Raw genomic sequence first — 16,068 nt, 5'->3', positions numbered from 1 at the left:
AGACCCTGTCCTGAAACAGGGCTGACTCAGGTGCGCGGGAGCGTCACGCCGCGCTGGCCCATGTATTTGCCGCCGCGGTCCTTGTAGGAAGTTTCGCAGACTTCATCGGATTCGAAAAAGAGCATCTGCGCCACGCCCTCGTTGGCGTAGATCCGCGCCGGCAGGTTGGTGGTATTGGAAAACTCGAGGGTCACGTGCCCTTCCCACTCCGGCTCCAGCGGCGTGACGTTGACGATGATGCCGCAGCGCGCGTAGGTCGACTTGCCAAGGCAGATGGTCAGCACGTTACGCGGAATGCGGAAGTATTCCACCGTGCGCGCCAGCGCAAAGGAGTTGGGTGGAATCACGCAGGCATCGCCCTTCACATCCACAAAGCTCTTTTCGTCAAAGTACTTGGGATCGACGGTGGCCGAGTGAATATTGGTGAAAACCTTGAATTCATCGGAGCAGCGCACGTCGTAACCGTAGCTTGACGTACCGTAGGAGATGACACGCTGATCACCGACATGGCGGACCTGATCGTACTCGAACGGCTCGATCATGCCGTGTTCCTGCGCCATGCGGCGAATCCATTTGTCTGCCTTGATGCTCACGAGGGTGTCCTGTCGCAATGCCTGAAATAGGGAAGACAACGCTGATACTGCGTTGCGGGATTGGATAGTTCGGCAACCATGCCTGAAAGGCATGCATGATACCGGGACGCCCGGAGCGACTAAAGCCTGCAGCAGGCTCTGGCCGATCCGGACGACGCGCCATGAGGACGCCTTGATCAGTCGCCGAAGCTGATCGACGGGCCGCTTTCGCGCGCTTTCCCGCCCAGCTGCTCATCGATACGCGCGCTGATCGCCATGAAGGTACGCGCGGCATCGCTTTCGGGGTCGGCAACCACGGTGGGATGACCGCCATCAACCTGCTCACGAATGTTCATGGTCAACGGCAGACGGCCCAGCACTTCGGTGTCGTACTGCGCCGCAATGCGCGCACCACCGCCTTCGCCGAAGACCGCCTCTTCATGGCCACAGTTCGAGCACACGTGAGTGCTCATGTTCTCGACCACGCCCAGCACCGGCACGTTGACCTTGCGAAACATCTCGATGCCCTTGCGCGCATCCAAAAGCGCAATGTCCTGCGGAGTGGTAACGATCACCGAGCCCGACACCGGCACCTGCTGCGACAGCGTCAACTGAATGTCACCGGTGCCCGGCGGCATGTCGATGAAAAGATAATCCAGCTCGCCCCAGCCGGTCTGGGTCAGAAGCTGCTGAAAGGCACCGGCGACCATCGGCCCGCGCCACACCATGGCGGTCTCGGTATCGACCAGTACCGCCATCGACATCATTTTCAGCCCGTGCGCCTCGATCGGCTTCATGGTCTTGTCATCCACCATGGTCGGCCGGGTGCCCGGCTTGATACCCAGCATCTGCGCCTGGCTGGGGCCATAGATATCAGCGTCCAGCAGGCCGACTCGATGGCCCTGTGCGGCCATGGCCAGCGCCAGGTTGACGGTCACGGTGGACTTGCCTACACCGCCCTTGCCGGAGGCGACGGCCACCACATGTTTGACTGTTTCGAGCACTCTCTGTCTCCTGTCCATTCCCTGCCGACACCGCCTGTCACGGCTGCGATGTCATGATCGAGCGACAGTATAAACCCTCACCCGTCGACAATCCCAGGTGAAACACTCGGATATGGACATCTCTTGTCCCATCAGATCTTCACCTTTCGTCTCAGTGATCCACGCGTCCACGCAGGGTCTTTTTCTGGCCGCGCTGTTTCTTGCCCTCCAGCCGCCGCTTTTTGGACCCCAGCGTAGGCCTTGTCGCCTTGCGCGGCCTGGCGGTGTAGACCACCGATTTGATCAGTGCTCGTAGGCGCGTCAGCGCCTCCTGCCGGTTGAGTTCCTGGGTGCGATGAGACTGCGCCTTGATGATGATCAAGCCGCTGGCGGTAATGCGATGATCATTGAGTGCCAGCAGCCGGTCCTTGTACTCCTGCGCAAGGCTGCTGGCCTGAATATCCATGCGCAGATGAATGGCCGAGGCCACCTTGTTGACGTTCTGGCCACCGGCGCCCTGCGAGCGAATGGCCCGCAGCTCGAACTCGCTGTCGTCGATGGTGATGTGACGTGATATCTGCATGCGTTGTGTTTTCCGAATCGTGTCGATGCCGGCGACATCTCGCCGAATCAGCGGCCGCATCGGCAGGAGGTTCTGGAAACGTCCGGGACTCGGCGCCAGCCGCGCCGGGGCCTTTTCAAAACGCCCATGGCCCGTGTCAGTCTTCTGACTTGCCTGACTTGCCTGAAGGCTCGTACAGTCCACGAGCCCGCAGCCAGTGATCCAGCAGCGTGGTCCAGCCATCAAGGGCGGCGTCGCCCATGCCCAGTCCGGAGCCATGTGGCCCGTTGCCGAAAAGATGTATCTCCACCGGTACATGGGCATCGGCCAGCGCGGTGTAGAAATCGATGCTGCCCTGTGGCGGCACCAGCTCATCGTTGGTGGTTTGATAAATAAAGGTCGGCGGTGTCTGCTCGGTGACCTGTCGCTCGGGGCGGTAGCGATCGCGCCAGGCCTGATCGCAATGATCCAGCCCCATCAGACGGCAATAATCGATCCGGCTGTTCGGGTCACTGAACATCACCAGCGCCGGGTAGCCCAGCACCAGAAAATCGGGCTGGCTGCGCTGGCGCGAGACCGGGTCCTCGGCGCTCGCATCGCCCTGATCAAAGCGCGTGCCGGCCAGCGCCGCCAGATGTCCGCCGGCGGAAAAACCGGCCATGCCGACCCGGTCTGGATCGATATTGAACTCTTCGGCGTGGGCACGCACCCAGCGTATCGCCCGCTGAGCGTCTTCCAGCGGTACCGGCATAGGATAATCCGGCCCCAGCCGATACTTGAGCACAAAGGCCACCACGCCGCGGGTATTGAACCAGTTGGCCACCTGGCGCCCTTCGGTATTATCGGAGAGCACCTGATAGGCACCGCCCGGCGCAATGATCACCGCCGTGCCGTTGGGCTGCTGGCCGGGCGGATAGATCGTCAGGGTGGGCCGATCACGAAAGCCCTCGCCCTTCGCCTTCGGGACGTCGCCTTCCCAGAGCGGTACCGTCAGCTGTTCCAGATAACCGTTATAGGCCTGTGGCGGCAGCTGGCGGGTATCAGGAACATCGTCCGTGGCGACCGCCGGCAGCGCAAATCCTGCTGCCATCAGGTTCAGACAGACCAATACGCTCAAACGAAAGGATAAAATTGAAGACACACGAAGTCCTGAGGGCGGGTGGGCAGGAAAGACGATACTGAAGCCGGGGGAATACTACGCCATCCCCAGTGACTCCTGCACCTCGAGCTTTTGCATGATGAAATCGGCATGATCGACGTACAAAAGCTCGGCCAGCTTGCGCACGCGCGCCTCTTCCAGCGGATCCAGCGCACCATCGGCATAGGCCATGCGCCAGAGCCTGCCGATCAGGGCGACCCGCTGCGGATAGTCATATTCATCCCTGATCAAACGCACGAACTGATAGTGATCGACCGAATCCTCGACCTGCTGACGAGCCATCCCGACCAGCGTTTCCACCGCACTCTCTTCAAGATCAAACCGGCGTTTTAGCATCTCGCGCAGCGTCTGCTGCTCGATTTCCTTCATGTCACCATCGGCACGCATGACCTCACACATCAACGCCGCCACCGCGAGTTCCAGCGTCATTTCGTGATCCTGATCACTCGGCGAGCGCCCACTCATGCGCTCAAAAAACTCATTGATGGTATCCAGCATGCTGTTGTCTCCGAAGGATTGACGCCCATCGTTATGCCACAGGGCGACACACAAAATACAGGGACGCGCCGCATCGGCCAATGCTGGAGGATCAGGCAAGAGACAGACAGTAATCACTACGGCGTGGCAGCCGTGAGCGCACTACACTCTGGGTCGTTCCGTCATACCAAAAGAGGTTAACATGTCGAACACCATTAAAACCGTGAATCCGGCCACCGGCCAGACCATCCGGGAATTCGAGACTATCTCCGATGAGCAGCTGCAGCAAAGAATCGAGCAGACGCATCAGGCCTTCCTTGACTGGAAGCAGCGCTCTATTGAAGAGCGTGGCAAGCTGGTGCGCCGGGTCGGCGAGCTTCTGGTCAAGCACAAGGACCGACTGTCGAGCCTCATGACCGAGGAAATGGGCAAGCCGATCAGCCAGGCGCCGCCCGAACTCGAACTGTGCAAGAGCATCTGCGACTACAGTGCCAACAACGCTGCCAGCGTTTTGGCCGACGAAGAACGCGATCTGCCCGGCGGCCGTGCACTGGTCACTCACCAGCCGATCGGCATCATCTTCGGCATTCAGCCGTGGAACTTCCCCTTCTATCAGGTCATTCGCTACACGATCGCCAACCTGATGGCCGGCAACACCGTGCTGCTCAAGCACGCCCCCAATGTCTGGGGCTGCGCCGAGGCGCTGGAAGATATCTTCCGTGAAGCCGGCATGCCCGACAATGTGTTCACCGTGCTTTACATTCGCGATGAGCAGGCAAGTCAGGTCACCGAACACCGTCTGGTGCGCGGCGTGACCTTCACTGGCAGCGCCGCCACGGGCCGCAAGGTCGCTGTCGCCGCCGGCGAACAGCTCAAAAAGACCGTGCTGGAGCTTGGCAGCAACGACGCCTATCTGGTGCTCGAGGATGCCGACATCGACAAGGCGGTCGAAACCTGTGTGACCGGCCGCATCAGCAACAACGGCCAGACCTGTGTCGCCGCCAAGCGTTTCGTGGTGGTAGACGCCGTCTATGAACAGTTCCGTGACGCCTTTGTTGAAAGAATGAAGCAGGTCGAATTCGGTGATCCCACCGATGAAAACACCCAGCTGGGCCCGCTGGCACGCAAGGACCTGCGTGACGAGCTCCACAAGCAGGTGAAGGAATCCGTCGACAAGGGTGCCGTCTGCCTGACCGGTGGCGAAATTCCGGACGTGGATGGCTTTTTCTACCCTTCCACGGTGCTGGAAAACGTCACGCCCGGCATGCCGGCCTACGATGGCGAGCTGTTTGGTCCGGTCGCCTCGCTGATTCGTGCCCGTGATGAAGAAGACGCACTGCGTATCGCCAACGACTCGGTCTACGGCCTGGGCGGCGGCATTTTCTCCGAGGACGAAGAGCGCGCCGTACGCTTGGCCCGCGATCATTTCGATACCGGCATGGTCTGCATCAACGGCTACTATATCGCCCAGCCCAACCTGCCCTTTGGCGGCGTGAAGGAGAGTGGCTACGGTCGTGAACACGGCGGCTACGGCATGCTCGAGTTCGTCAACAGCAAGTCGCTGATGATCGCGCAGTCATAGTGTCGTGATCGAAGCGCTACCCCATCGCCTGCGGCAAGCGTCAAACCGACCCTGAGCGATGAGGCAAAACAAATGCCCCGGGGAATGACTCCCCGGGGCATTTTTGTGAAGCATTATCTGCCTGCAGCGACCTGCCAATCGATGTTTAACGCAGCCCCAGAAAGGACAGAATGAAAAGCACCACGACCACCAGACCGATGATATAAATGATATTGCGCATGTCTTGCCCCTTGCTTCGTTATAAATGCGGCCCAATTCGAATCGAGGCCAACCGTTAACGCGTTCCTGCGTTGGCATCAGATTAGTTCACGGCGTGACAGTGAGCCAGGCGCTCAAGCATCAATGACGTCATACCCGTCCGACTCCATGACCCAGGGCGTCTCACCGGTCTTCACCAGGCCAGCCAGATGGTATGACGTGCGCCCTTGCCGGGGCGATGCGCACGCACCATGTGCTCCTCGACACAAAGCCCCGCGCGCTTGAGCCGCTCGCTGAAACCGGGATCCATCCCTGCCGACCAGACCGCCAGCACGCCATCGGGACGCAGCGCCTGCTGGATACCTTCAAGCCCGCGCGCGCTGTAAAGACGATCATTGTCACGCTGGGTCAACCCCTCGGGGCCGTTGTCCACATCCAGCATAATGGCATCAAAGCCCGACTCGCTGCGGGCCATCACATCAGCCACGTCCTCAACGAGGATGTGACAGCGCGAATCACGAATCGGATAGCCGGCTGCGGCGCCCAGCGGACCGCGATTCCACTCGACCACCCCGGGCACCAGCTCGGCCACCACAACCTCGGCTTCAGCCCCAAGCGTTGCCAGGGCCGCGGCCAGGGTAAAGCCCATACCCAGCCCGCCCACCAGCACCCGTACGTTCGGATTGTCGCGTACCCGCTCACAGGCAAGTTCCGCCAGAGCATCCTCGGAGCCATGCAGTCGGGTATTCATCAGCTCACCGGGCTTGCCGGCAATGCGGATGGAAAACTCATCGTTGCGCTGCAAAAGCCGCAGCTGACCGCGCCCGCCGGGGATATCCGCGGTATCAATCTCACACAACCTGGCCATGAAATACCTGTCAGAAAAAGGAAGAAAACGAGGCCTGACGATTCCCCTTACAGGGCACCGGCATCCGTTGACAAGGGCGCGTCGACAAGTCCGTAGAGCGCTCGCTCTTCACGGCACTGATAACTGCCTTCCTCGAAGTCACGACAGACCTGCGGACGTCGGGGATGAATGCTGCACAGCATGGTGTCGCGGTCGACGGCCGCGCACCAGCCCTCCTCATCCTGGCGCATCACCACGCCGCCCCACTCGTCCTCCTCAAGCAGCCCATAAGGCACGCCGCGAGCCAGATCATCGTCATCGAGCATCACCAGCAGCCGACAGCAGCATGCCTCGCAGTTGAAGCAGCTGACGCCTTCAGGCGTCTCAATGTTTTCAAGGTGAATCTCACCAGACATGACGTACCGCCATCCGTCAGAATTGGCCGGCCATTGTACACATCAGCGGCCGTGACAACGCCTGCATTTACGACACCGCGCAGCGGCGGTGTCCGAGCAGCTGCGTGCTCCACAGAATGCAGACAATCAACAGAACCTGCAGCGGCAGGCGCACCAGCAAGAGCCACGACGGGATAGGTGCAAACTGCTCGGCGTGCCACCACATATAGACATTGGCCGGCGTCACGCACAGCGTCAGCGCGATCAGGCCGATGCCGGCAATGCGGCGATAGCGTGGTAACAGGATGCCGATGGCACCCAGCAGCTCAAAGACGCCGGTAATTGCGACAGCGGCCTCTTTAAACGGCAGCGACGGTGGAACGATCGACGCAAACGCCGCCGGCCAGACAAAGTGCGCGATGCCGCCGAGACAAAACCAGCCAAAGACAACGGCCCGTCCGACGTGCTGCCAGCGAGTGATGGACATGGCTCAGCCCCTGTTGATGGTGTTGGCGCATCGTGACAGCACCAGCACCGGTCGTCACCATCCGGCGCGAATCCTTCGTGATCAGTGCTACAATCGGCCACCGATTTTACTCTTTTCCTCCCGCCCGGCCCTGCGTGGTCCGGCCTCGGGTCCTGTCACGGGAACAGCTTTTTCATGTCGACCCTTACCACGTCAGACAATGCCACGCGCCAGATTCTGGTCACCAGTGCCCTGCCCTATGCCAACGGCTCGATCCATCTGGGCCATCTGCTGGAATACATTCAGACCGATATCTGGGTGCGCTTTCAGAAAAGCCGCGGCCATGAGTGTCACTACGTTTGCGCCGATGATGCCCACGGCACCGCCATCATGCTGCGCGCCGAGCAGGAGGGCATTACCTCCCAGCAGCTGATCGACCGGGTCAACGCCGAACATCAGGCCGACTTCGCCCGCTTTGGCGTGGCCTTTGACAACTATTACTCGACCCACTCGGAAGAGAACCGCGTCCACAGCGAGCGCATCTATCGCGCCCTGCGCGATGGCGGCTTTATTGCCACCCGTGATGTCGAGCAGATGTATGACCCCGAGCGCGGCATGTTCCTGGCCGACCGCTTCGTCAAGGGCACCTGCCCCAAATGTCACACGGAAGACCAGTACGGCGACAACTGTGAAGCGTGTGGCGCCACCTACACGCCGGCCGAGCTGATCAACCCGGTCTCGGCGGTCTCGGGAGCCACCCCGGTGGTCAAAAGCTCGACCCACTACTTTTTTGAGCTGCCCAAGTTCGAGCCGTTTCTGAAGGACTGGACGCGCTCGGAACGCCTGCAGCCGCAGATCTCCAACAAGCTGCAGGAGTGGTTCGAGGCCGGCCTCAATGACTGGGACATCTCGCGCGATGCGCCCTATTTCGGCTTCGAAATTCCCGATGCGCCGGGCAAGTATTTCTATGTGTGGGTCGATGCGCCGATCGGCTATATGGCGAGCTTTCAGCAGCTCTGCGAGCGTGAAGGCCTCGACTTTGACCACTACTGGAAAAAGGACAGCGATGCCGAGCTGTATCACTTCATCGGCAAGGACATTGTCTATTTCCACGCGCTGTTCTGGCCGGCGATGCTGGAAGGCGCAGGCCTTCGCACGCCCACCGGCGTCAACTGCCACGGCTTCGTGACCGTCAACGGCGCCAAGATGTCGAAATCCCGCGGCACCTTCATCAAGGCCGAAACCTATGAGCAGTTTTTAAACCCCGAGTACCTGCGCTACTACTTCGCCGCCAAACTGACTGCCGGCGTCGATGATCTCGATTTGAACCTCGAGGACTTCGCGGCGCGCGTCAATTCGGACCTGGTCGGCAAGGTGGTCAACATCGCCAGCCGCTGTGCGGGCTTTGTGAAAAAATCCGGCGGTCGCCTGTCCGCCACCTGTGCCGAGCCCGAGCGGGTACAGCGCTTTATCGATGAAGGCGAGGCGATCGCGGCTGACTTTGAAGCGCGTGAATTTGCCCGCGCGGTGCGTCGCATCATGGCGCTGGCCGATGACGCCAACGGCTATATTGCCGAGAAGGCGCCCTGGGCGCTGGCAAAAGAGGAAGGCCGCGAACAGGAAGTGCTGGACATCTGCTCGGTAGGGATCAACCTCTTCCGCCAGCTGGTGGTCTATCTGGCCCCCATCGTGCCGACCCTTGCCGAAGGCGCCCGCAGCTTCCTCAATCTCGACACCCTCAACTGGGCCAGCCGCACGGCCGTGCTGCTTGATCACCCGATCGAGAAGTTCAAGCCGCTGATGACGCGCGTGGAGAGCGATAAAATCGATCAGATGATCGAGGCCTCGAAGGAGGATCTCGCGGTGGAGAAAAAGCTCAAGGACGACGCCAAGGCGGCTCAGGGTGAGGCAGCCAGTGCGCCGGGCGATGGCACGGCCAGTGCACCCGTCGCCGATATCGAACCCATTGCACCGGAAATCAACATCGATGATTTCGCCAGAGTCGATCTGCGCATCGCCCGCATCGAGCAGGCCGAATACGTGGAAGGCGCCAAAAAGCTCTTGAAGCTGACGCTGAATATCGGCAGTGAAACCCGCACGGTCTTTTCCGGCATTCGCGCCCAGTACGCACCCGAGGCGCTGACGGGCCGGCTGACCGTGATGATTGCCAATCTGGCCCCGCGCAAGATGCGCTTTGGTCTGTCGGAAGGCATGGTCCTTGCCGCAGGAGATAACGATGGCATCTACCTGCTCTCGCCCGATAGCGGTGCAAAACCGGGCCAGCGCGTGAGCTGATCAAGGCGTACCCTGCAGCCCCTCTCACAACGCCAGCCTTCCCAAAGGCTGGCGTTTTTTATACCCGCCTTAAAACGGTGCGCCCTACCCCGCAGGCCACCTTCATAAATCGCCCCCCATGCCGATATATCCGTACGCTGACAAACGTGCCCCGCCAACTTCCCGGGTGATGTCAGGTAGCCATGGATACCCGACGGCATGCATTCATTAAGATTTCGTTTTTTATTGTCTCTTGTGCTGGTAGCGTGTATCGCCCTGCTGGCGCTGTGGGGCATTGCGCACTTTCTGGTGTATCCCAGGCTGCTCTCGCGTGAAGACGACTATGCGGCCATGGAGATGGGACGGGTCGAAAGTGCCTGGCAAAGTGATCTGAACAAGCTTGGCGCGGAAACTCGCGACTGGGCCAGCTGGGATGATGCCTATGCCTTCATGCAGGGCGACATACCGGGATTTGCCGACAAGAACTTCAGTCAGGAAATGTTTGAAGACATGGACCACCTGATGATGGTCTTTATGCGCATGGACGGCACACCGGTCTGGATGGCCGGCTACAATCCCGCCACGGATGAATACAGCACCTGCCTCTCGGCGACCAGCAGCTGTCACTGGATGTCTCCCATCTTCTCCGTGATACAGGATCACGTGCGTCATCAGGCGCCTGAGCTGGGCAAATGGCTTTTGAGCGTGCCGGCCCCGGCCATGATTGCCACCAGCCCCATTGTTCCGACCAAGCGTGGCAAGGCGCCACCGCTGGGCTGGCTGGCGATCGTGCGTAGCATGGATCGCGCCTGGTTTGAATCCATCCGCCATCAGACCGGTGTCGATGTCTCCATTGAACCGATCCTGCATCCGGATTTGATGGCCAGACCGACCCCCATTATTCGTCTCAGTGACGATCAGCTGTTGGCGACTCGATGGCTGGATGCCGAGCCCAATAATGACGTCCTTTCCCTGCAGGCCATACTGGCGCGGCGAGACTTCATGGCCAATGCCGCCTCATTCAATTTCGCCATGCTCTGGACCATCGGCGTGCTGTTCGCCGTGGTCATCGTCATTCTGGGACTTCTTGAGTTTATCGTTTTGGCCCCCACCCGGCGCCTTGCCCGGTTTACCCGGGAGCAGCGCCGGGAAGATGATTTCTCGGAGATTTTGCCGGTCAGCCTTGTGGCGCGCCGCGACGAACTCGGCAGCCTGGCACGCGAATTTCAGCACCTTTTGATGCATCAAAAACAGCGTACCAACTCACTGGAACAGCTCAGCCAGCGCGATCATCTCACCGGCCTGCTCAATCGGCGCTATCTCGATGAATATCTGGTTCAGGCTCTGATGCAAGCCCACCACGAACGCCGCGGCGTTGGATTGATCATTATCGATATCGATTATTTCAAGGCTTATAACGACCATTATGGCCATCCGGAGGGGGACCACTGTCTGACACGAGTGGCCCGCACCCTGGATCGTCTCGTGGATGACCAGGGCATCGTGGCCCGCGCCGGCGGCGAGGAGTTTATCGCTGTGCTCCCTGACACCAATCGCAAGCGCACCTGGCGGCTGGCCGAACAGCTACGCCTGGCCGTGGCGGCGATGTCGCTGCCGCATGAGCATTCAAGGGTTGCCCCACATGTCACCATCAGTGTTGGCCTGGCCATCAGCCTGCCGGAAGCGCCCTGCCAGCCCGCCGAGCTGATGCGACTGGCCGATGAAAGCCTTTATCGAGCCAAACAGGCCGGCCGCAATCGGGTCGATGCGCAAATTCGAGACCCAAACCCTAAAGTCGGCGCGCTTTAAGCAATTCATACAGGATGGGCCCCGCGGTCAGGTTCGAAGCGCTGCCTGATTACGCGTATAATCGCCTCAATTTCCTTGATCATAACGCCCGGGCCCGCCGACAACCTGCATGAGTGCATCTGCCAGTATTACCGTCACCGATATCGACCGCCTGCTGCCCCAGACCCAGTGTGGCAAGTGCGGACATCCCGGCTGTCGTCCCTATGCCGAGGCCATTGCCGAGGGCGAAGCCATCAATCGCTGTCCGCCCGGCGGTGACGAGACGGTCGCAGAGCTCGCCACCCTGCTGGAACGTCCGGCGCTGCCACTGGAAATGGACGCCGAATCTCCGAAAGCTGCCGTGATTCGTGAAGACGAATGTATCGGCTGCACCAAGTGCATCCAGGCCTGCCCGGTGGATGCGATTCTGGGCGCGGCCAAACAGATGCACACCGTCATCGAGGCAGAATGTACCGGCTGTGAACTCTGCGTGGCGCCCTGCCCGGTCGACTGCATCGATATTGTGCCGCATCCCGGCTGGCAGGCCACCCGCGATGCGCGCGAGCAAAAGGACTGGCTTGCCCGACGTGCCGAACTGGGTCGTCGGCGCTTTGAAAATCGTAACGCTCGCCTGGAGCGCCAGCGTCAGGAGAAGGACGCTCGTCGACGCGCGCGCATGCAGGCTCGCCAGCAGCCTGCCGAGCAGATGGATCAGGCCGCACCTGTGGCAAGCACCAGCACGCCATCGACGCCGGCCCCCACCGGCAACACGCGAGCACGCAAGGCGGCCCTCAGCGCCACCGTTCGACGGCTGGAAAAGCGGCTGACCGCGGCGCCTGATGACGCTGATACTCAGGCCTCTCTCAAGCACGCGCGTCAGCAGCTGGCCGATCTTCAAACACAGGGTGAAGCCTCCGCGGCATCGACCGATGCCCGCGACATTGCCCCGTCGAGCTCTCTCAACTCCCTGCGCATCGCCCGCTCGGCAGCCAAACAGCGCCTGGCGCTTGCCAACCGTCAGCTGGCACACGCCAGACGTCAGGGGGGGCCGGAGGATATCGAGGCCGCACAGGCCCAGATCCAGCGCGCCGAAAAAACCTGGCAGGACGCCTGTCAGGCACTGGACAACGCCGAGCGCCACTGACGGCGCCATCGCACCCTTCTTTCACCTGTCGACCAGCCCCCATGAACAACGAAAAACGTCGCGAGATCTTTCGCCGCCTGCAACAGGCCAATCCCGAGCCCACTACCGAGCTTGCCTGGTCCTCGCCCTTTGAGCTTCTGGTGGCAGTGGCGCTATCCGCCCAGTCCACCGATGTGGGCGTCAACAAGGCCACCGCGCGGCTCTTCCCCGTGGCCAACACCCCTCAGGCCATTGTGAATCTGGGCCTGGAAGGCGTGAAGGAACACATCAGGACGCTGGGGCTTTATAACAACAAGGCCAAAAATCTGGTGGCCATGTGTGAGCAGCTGTTGCGCGATCACGACGGCGAGGTGCCCCGCACCCGCGAAGGGCTCGAGGCCCTGCCCGGCGTGGGGCGCAAGACAGCCAACGTGATTCTCAACACTGCCTTTGGTGAGCCCACCATTGCGGTGGACACCCATATCTTTCGCGTCTCCAATCGAACCAATCTGGCCCCGGGCAAGAACGTCGATCAGGTCGAGCAGAAGCTTTTGAAGGTGGTGCCGCGCGACTACAAGCGTGACGCCCATCACTGGCTGATCCTGCACGGGCGCTATACCTGTGTGGCACGCAAACCGCGCTGCGGCAGCTGCGTAATCGAGGATCTTTGCGAGTACAAGGAGAAGGTCGATCTGACCTAGCCCTTCATCCTCCCGATGGCTGCAGTCGTGACCGGTATTGGTCGGCCATCTGCGGCCACGTCCAGGCACTGATCTCCGGCGGCGTCGGACGCGTCTCCGGTGAGGTCAGCCACTGCTCCAGGCGCTTGATCAGCGCGTCACGGCTGCCATCATAGCGATAGTGACTTGCGTAGTACTCGGGAAAGCACAGCCGCTCCGGTACCAGTGGCACGCAGCCGTGCTGTACCGCTTCCATCACGGCCAGGCCCTGAAACTCGTGCCAGGCGGTGGACACCACAATCCCGCCGCGCCCCAGCTCTTCGAGATAGCGTGCCCGCGTCTGGTGTCCCCAGCAGGTAATGTGTCGGGCCAGACGCAACCGGGCCTGATCGAACACCTCGGGACGGTGTCGAAAGACCTGCCCCATCACCACCAGCTCGAATTCGACGCCTGAATCGGAGAACGTCTCAAGCGCGGCGAAGAAGTCTTCCGGATTCTTGTCGTACTCCCAGCGGTGATTCCAGAGAATACGAGGCGGTGTCTTCCGACCAAACAATGGCGACTTTTCAAGCGGCCATAGCGGCACGGGCAGGATCTCCGAGTGCGTCTTCAAGGCTTCAAGGCGTGCCGGCGCAACCCGCTCGGGCATCCTTTTCAAAAAGCTCGCCACGCCGTCAAAAAAGCTGTCCCGGTTCCACTGACTGTTGAACAGCACCCGATCAGCGGCCAGCGCGCTGTAAAGATTGACCATCAGGGGCTCGAGCCGGCGTGTTTGCTGCTCTCCCAGCGGGTAGGCGAACTGATTTTCGTGAAAGTAGACCACGCGAAAGGCACGCCCCAGATGCGGATAGAGCCCGATCAGCGTGGCCAGATCCACCAGTGAGGTGGCCACGATCAGATCAAAGGACTGCGAGAGCGTCGCGTCATGTTCGCTCATGAAGCTCAGGGGATTGCCGCGCACACGCCACTGAAAGTGACGCGGCGCCAGCTCGATCAGGGTCCAGTCAATGGCTTCGAGATGCGCCATCAGACCGCGCGCCCAGTAGCGATGGCTGTCGGCGGCATAGGCCGAGAGTAACAGGGCTTTCATGACAGAGGCACCGGCAGTAAAACAGACATGACGAAGGGCTCTAAAGTCAAAGGGGCCTTGAGGTCAAAGGGGCCTTGAAACCAAAAGCCCCACTGTAGAGAGTCGCTCGCTCTGCGGGGAGTGCTGACCCCAAATGGTCTAGATGTTGAATTCGATACCGTCATCCGACAGCGCCTGCCAGGCCGCGGCGCAGGTGAAAAAGACCCGCGGGTGATGGTCACTCATAAAGGCCGTGTGACGCAGCTGATCGCGCACCGGACCGCGCAGCTCGGCCAGATGCAGGGCGATGCCCTGTGCCGCCAGGCGCTCGTCGAGCGTTTCCAGCGCGTGCAGCGCCGCGCCATCGATATGGGTCACGCTGCTGAGCACCAGCACCATGTCAGTGACCTGCGCCCGCTCGAAAAGATGCTCGTTGATCCAGCGCTCCAGCGCACCCATGTTGGCAAAGTGCAGGTTGGCATCCGGTCGCACCATCATCAGATGGGGCAAGCGCTCAACGTCAAAACGTTCACAGTTGCGAAAACCGCCGTCGGGCAGCTGGCCGATCTCGGCAATGTGCGGCCGGCTCGAACGCGCCAGCAGCAGCGCCAGTGCGATGCCCACGCCCGCCAGCAGCCCCTGCATGACACCCAGCAGCAGCACGCCGGCAAAGGCGGCCAGCCAAGCCAGACCATCGGCGCGTGAATAGCGCCAGGCACGCCACAGCGGGCTCGGATCAACCAGCGGAATGGCGGCCTGGATGACGATGGCGGCCAGTACGGCCTGCGGCAGCGGCGCAAACAGGGATGTGGCAAACAGCAGCACCACCATGAGTGCCAGCGCGGCAAACAACGACGACAGCGGCGTTTTTGAACCGGCCTGGTCATTGACCACCGCTCGCCCCAGCCCGCTGGTGACCGGAAAGCCACGGGTCAGGGCCGCCAGCAGATTGGCCGCCCCCAGCACCCAGAGTTCACGCTGCGGATAGAGTCGCTCGCGGTGTTTGGCGGCCAGCGTCTGAGCCACCGAAATGGCGCTGACATAGTTGATCAGCGCAATCCCGAGCGCCGGTAGCCACAGCGCATCCATCGCACCAAAGGACAGCGTGGGCAGTGCCGGCATCGGCAAACCGGCCGGGATCTGCCCGACCTGCGCCAGCACCCCGGGCCACAGCGGCACCAGCAAAAGCGCCAGAATCAATACGATCAGCGGGCCGGTCTTGCCCAGCACCGTGGCCGCAGCGTCTGGCAGGCCCAGACGCTTCAAAAGGGGCGAAAGCCCTCGACGCATGGCGAGCAGCAGCACCATGGCACTGCCGCCAAAAAGCGCCGCACCCGGCGTGATCTCATCCAGCGAGCGGGCAAGCGCCAGCAGACGCCCGATGGCATTGCCGGCGGCGCCGCTGACCCCGAGCAAATCACTGGCCTGGGAGAGCACAATCATCAGCGCTGAAGCCGTGGTAAAGCCCTGCATGACGCTGGGACTGACAAAATCAATCAGGCGCCCCAGGCGACAGGCATGAATCAGCAGCAGCCAGCCACCGACCAGTGCCGCCAGCAGCGCTGCATGTCCGGCATAAGAAGATAACGGTATACCTGCATTATGCAGCGTCTCCCCGACCAGCAGGGAGGTCAGCGCCATGGGGCCCATCGCGATCACACGGCTGGTGCCAAAAAGCGCATACAGCACCAGTGGCGCCAGCGCCGTATAGAGCCCTGCCTGCGCCGGCAGCCCGGCAAGCGTGGCATAGGCCATGCCCTGTGGCACCAGCAGCGCTGCGGTGATCAACCCGGCGATCAGGTCGCTGAAGCGATCTCCGGTCGAGAGCTGGCGCCAGCGCGTGATGGCCGGTAGCAGCATGGGACTTCCGGTATCGGACATGCTCATCATGAC

At 61.2% G+C, this 16,068-nt stretch carries 15 protein-coding genes; 5 read left to right on the top strand and 10 right to left on the bottom strand.

Annotated elements, in window-relative coordinates:
* Positions 1–26 precede the first annotated feature (26 nt).
* The 5 genes from dcd to Q0931_RS14080 form a co-directional block, all read right to left on the bottom strand.
* Complete coding sequence (dcd, locus tag Q0931_RS14100) at positions 27–593, bottom strand: dCTP deaminase (RefSeq protein ID WP_299261358.1); 567 nt, start codon at positions 591–593, stop codon at positions 27–29.
* A gap of 176 nt (positions 594–769) precedes the next feature.
* Positions 770–1,576, bottom strand: coding sequence for an iron-sulfur cluster carrier protein ApbC (gene apbC, locus Q0931_RS14095; RefSeq protein WP_299261356.1), 807 nt, complete (start codon positions 1,574–1,576; stop codon positions 770–772).
* A gap of 151 nt (positions 1,577–1,727) precedes the next feature.
* Positions 1,728–2,138 (bottom strand): alternative ribosome rescue aminoacyl-tRNA hydrolase ArfB, encoded by a 411-nt coding sequence (gene arfB, locus Q0931_RS14090; protein WP_299261354.1) that lies wholly within the window; start codon positions 2,136–2,138, stop codon positions 1,728–1,730.
* Between the two features lie 136 nt (positions 2,139–2,274).
* Entirely contained in the window at positions 2,275–3,258 is a 984-nt protein-coding gene (locus tag Q0931_RS14085) for an alpha/beta hydrolase (RefSeq protein ID WP_299261352.1), read from the bottom strand.
* A gap of 54 nt (positions 3,259–3,312) precedes the next feature.
* Entirely contained in the window at positions 3,313–3,774 is a 462-nt protein-coding gene (locus Q0931_RS14080) for a TerB family tellurite resistance protein (protein WP_299261350.1), read from the bottom strand.
* Between the two features lie 181 nt (positions 3,775–3,955).
* Here Q0931_RS14080 and Q0931_RS14075 point away from each other — a divergent pair, with 181 nt between their 5' ends.
* Complete coding sequence (locus Q0931_RS14075) at positions 3,956–5,335, top strand: NAD-dependent succinate-semialdehyde dehydrogenase (RefSeq protein WP_299261348.1); 1,380 nt, start codon at positions 3,956–3,958, stop codon at positions 5,333–5,335.
* A gap of 391 nt (positions 5,336–5,726) precedes the next feature.
* Here Q0931_RS14075 and Q0931_RS14070 read toward each other — a convergent pair whose 3' ends face one another.
* The 3 genes from Q0931_RS14070 to Q0931_RS14060 all read right to left on the bottom strand — a co-directional run bounded on the left by Q0931_RS14070 (position 5,727) and on the right by Q0931_RS14060 (position 7,262).
* Entirely contained in the window at positions 5,727–6,401 is a 675-nt protein-coding gene (locus Q0931_RS14070; RefSeq protein WP_299261346.1) for a hypothetical protein, read from the bottom strand.
* Between the two features lie 47 nt (positions 6,402–6,448).
* Positions 6,449–6,796: a YkgJ family cysteine cluster protein gene (locus Q0931_RS14065; RefSeq protein ID WP_299261344.1), complete on the bottom strand. Its 348-nt coding sequence runs from the start codon at positions 6,794–6,796 to the stop codon at positions 6,449–6,451.
* Positions 6,797–6,863: 67 nt separating this feature from the next.
* Positions 6,864–7,262 (bottom strand): DoxX family protein, encoded by a 399-nt coding sequence (locus tag Q0931_RS14060; protein ID WP_299261342.1) that lies wholly within the window; start codon positions 7,260–7,262, stop codon positions 6,864–6,866.
* A 174-nt stretch (positions 7,263–7,436) separates the two neighbouring features.
* Here Q0931_RS14060 and metG point away from each other — a divergent pair, with 174 nt between their 5' ends.
* From metG to nth, 4 genes are all read left to right on the top strand, one after another.
* On the top strand, positions 7,437–9,536 hold the full coding sequence (gene metG, locus Q0931_RS14055; protein ID WP_299261340.1) for a methionine--tRNA ligase: 2,100 nt from the start codon (positions 7,437–7,439) through the stop codon (positions 9,534–9,536).
* A 198-nt stretch (positions 9,537–9,734) separates the two neighbouring features.
* The gene (locus Q0931_RS14050) at positions 9,735–11,324 is read left to right on the top strand and encodes a diguanylate cyclase (protein ID WP_299261338.1); all 1,590 of its coding nucleotides are present in this window, start codon (positions 9,735–9,737) and stop codon (positions 11,322–11,324) included.
* A 109-nt stretch (positions 11,325–11,433) separates the two neighbouring features.
* Positions 11,434–12,447: an electron transport complex subunit RsxB gene (gene rsxB / locus Q0931_RS14045; RefSeq protein ID WP_299261336.1), complete on the top strand. Its 1,014-nt coding sequence runs from the start codon at positions 11,434–11,436 to the stop codon at positions 12,445–12,447.
* 41 nt (positions 12,448–12,488) lie between these two features.
* Positions 12,489–13,127 carry an endonuclease III gene (gene nth / locus Q0931_RS14040; protein WP_299261334.1) on the top strand — a complete coding sequence of 213 codons (639 nt, stop codon included), beginning with the start codon at positions 12,489–12,491 and terminating at the stop codon, positions 13,125–13,127.
* 4 nt (positions 13,128–13,131) lie between these two features.
* On the opposite strand, the gene Q0931_RS14035 is transcribed toward nth, so the two are convergent.
* Together Q0931_RS14035 and Q0931_RS14030 are read right to left on the bottom strand one after the other, a co-directional pair.
* Positions 13,132–14,196 (bottom strand): DUF3524 domain-containing protein, encoded by a 1,065-nt coding sequence (locus tag Q0931_RS14035; RefSeq protein ID WP_299261332.1) that lies wholly within the window; start codon positions 14,194–14,196, stop codon positions 13,132–13,134.
* A 138-nt stretch (positions 14,197–14,334) separates the two neighbouring features.
* Positions 14,335–16,056, bottom strand: a complete 1,722-nt coding sequence (locus Q0931_RS14030; protein ID WP_299261330.1) for a SulP family inorganic anion transporter — start codon at positions 16,054–16,056, stop codon at positions 14,335–14,337.
* Positions 16,057–16,068 lie beyond the last annotated feature (12 nt).

This window comes from uncultured Kushneria sp. (assembly GCF_947497025.1).
Taxonomy (GTDB): Bacteria; Pseudomonadota; Gammaproteobacteria; order Pseudomonadales; family Halomonadaceae; genus Kushneria.
The sequence above is the reverse complement of the archived record's forward strand: the minus strand, read 5'-3'. Positions and strand labels throughout refer to the sequence as shown.

Excerpts from the sequence above, each read along its gene's own strand:
- Q0931_RS14035 (WP_299261332.1), bottom strand. The coding sequence starts at position 14,196 with ATGAAAGCCCTGTTACTCTCGGCCTATGCCGCCGACAGCCATCGCTAC.
- Q0931_RS14080 (WP_299261350.1), bottom strand. The coding sequence starts at position 3,774 with ATGCTGGATACCATCAATGAGTTTTTTGAGCGCATGAGTGGGCGCTCG.
- arfB (WP_299261354.1), bottom strand. The coding sequence starts at position 2,138 with ATGCAGATATCACGTCACATCACCATCGACGACAGCGAGTTCGAGCTG.
- rsxB (WP_299261336.1), top strand. The coding sequence starts at position 11,434 with ATGAGTGCATCTGCCAGTATTACCGTCACCGATATCGACCGCCTGCTG.
- metG (WP_299261340.1), top strand. The coding sequence starts at position 7,437 with ATGTCGACCCTTACCACGTCAGACAATGCCACGCGCCAGATTCTGGTC.
- Q0931_RS14030 (WP_299261330.1), bottom strand. The coding sequence starts at position 16,056 with ATGTCCGATACCGGAAGTCCCATGCTGCTACCGGCCATCACGCGCTGG.
- Q0931_RS14065 (WP_299261344.1), bottom strand. The coding sequence starts at position 6,796 with ATGTCTGGTGAGATTCACCTTGAAAACATTGAGACGCCTGAAGGCGTC.
- Q0931_RS14050 (WP_299261338.1), top strand. The coding sequence starts at position 9,735 with ATGCATTCATTAAGATTTCGTTTTTTATTGTCTCTTGTGCTGGTAGCG.
- Q0931_RS14060 (WP_299261342.1), bottom strand. The coding sequence starts at position 7,262 with ATGTCCATCACTCGCTGGCAGCACGTCGGACGGGCCGTTGTCTTTGGC.
- Q0931_RS14070 (WP_299261346.1), bottom strand. The coding sequence starts at position 6,401 with ATGGCCAGGTTGTGTGAGATTGATACCGCGGATATCCCCGGCGGGCGC.
- nth (WP_299261334.1), top strand. The coding sequence starts at position 12,489 with ATGAACAACGAAAAACGTCGCGAGATCTTTCGCCGCCTGCAACAGGCC.
- Q0931_RS14075 (WP_299261348.1), top strand. The coding sequence starts at position 3,956 with ATGTCGAACACCATTAAAACCGTGAATCCGGCCACCGGCCAGACCATC.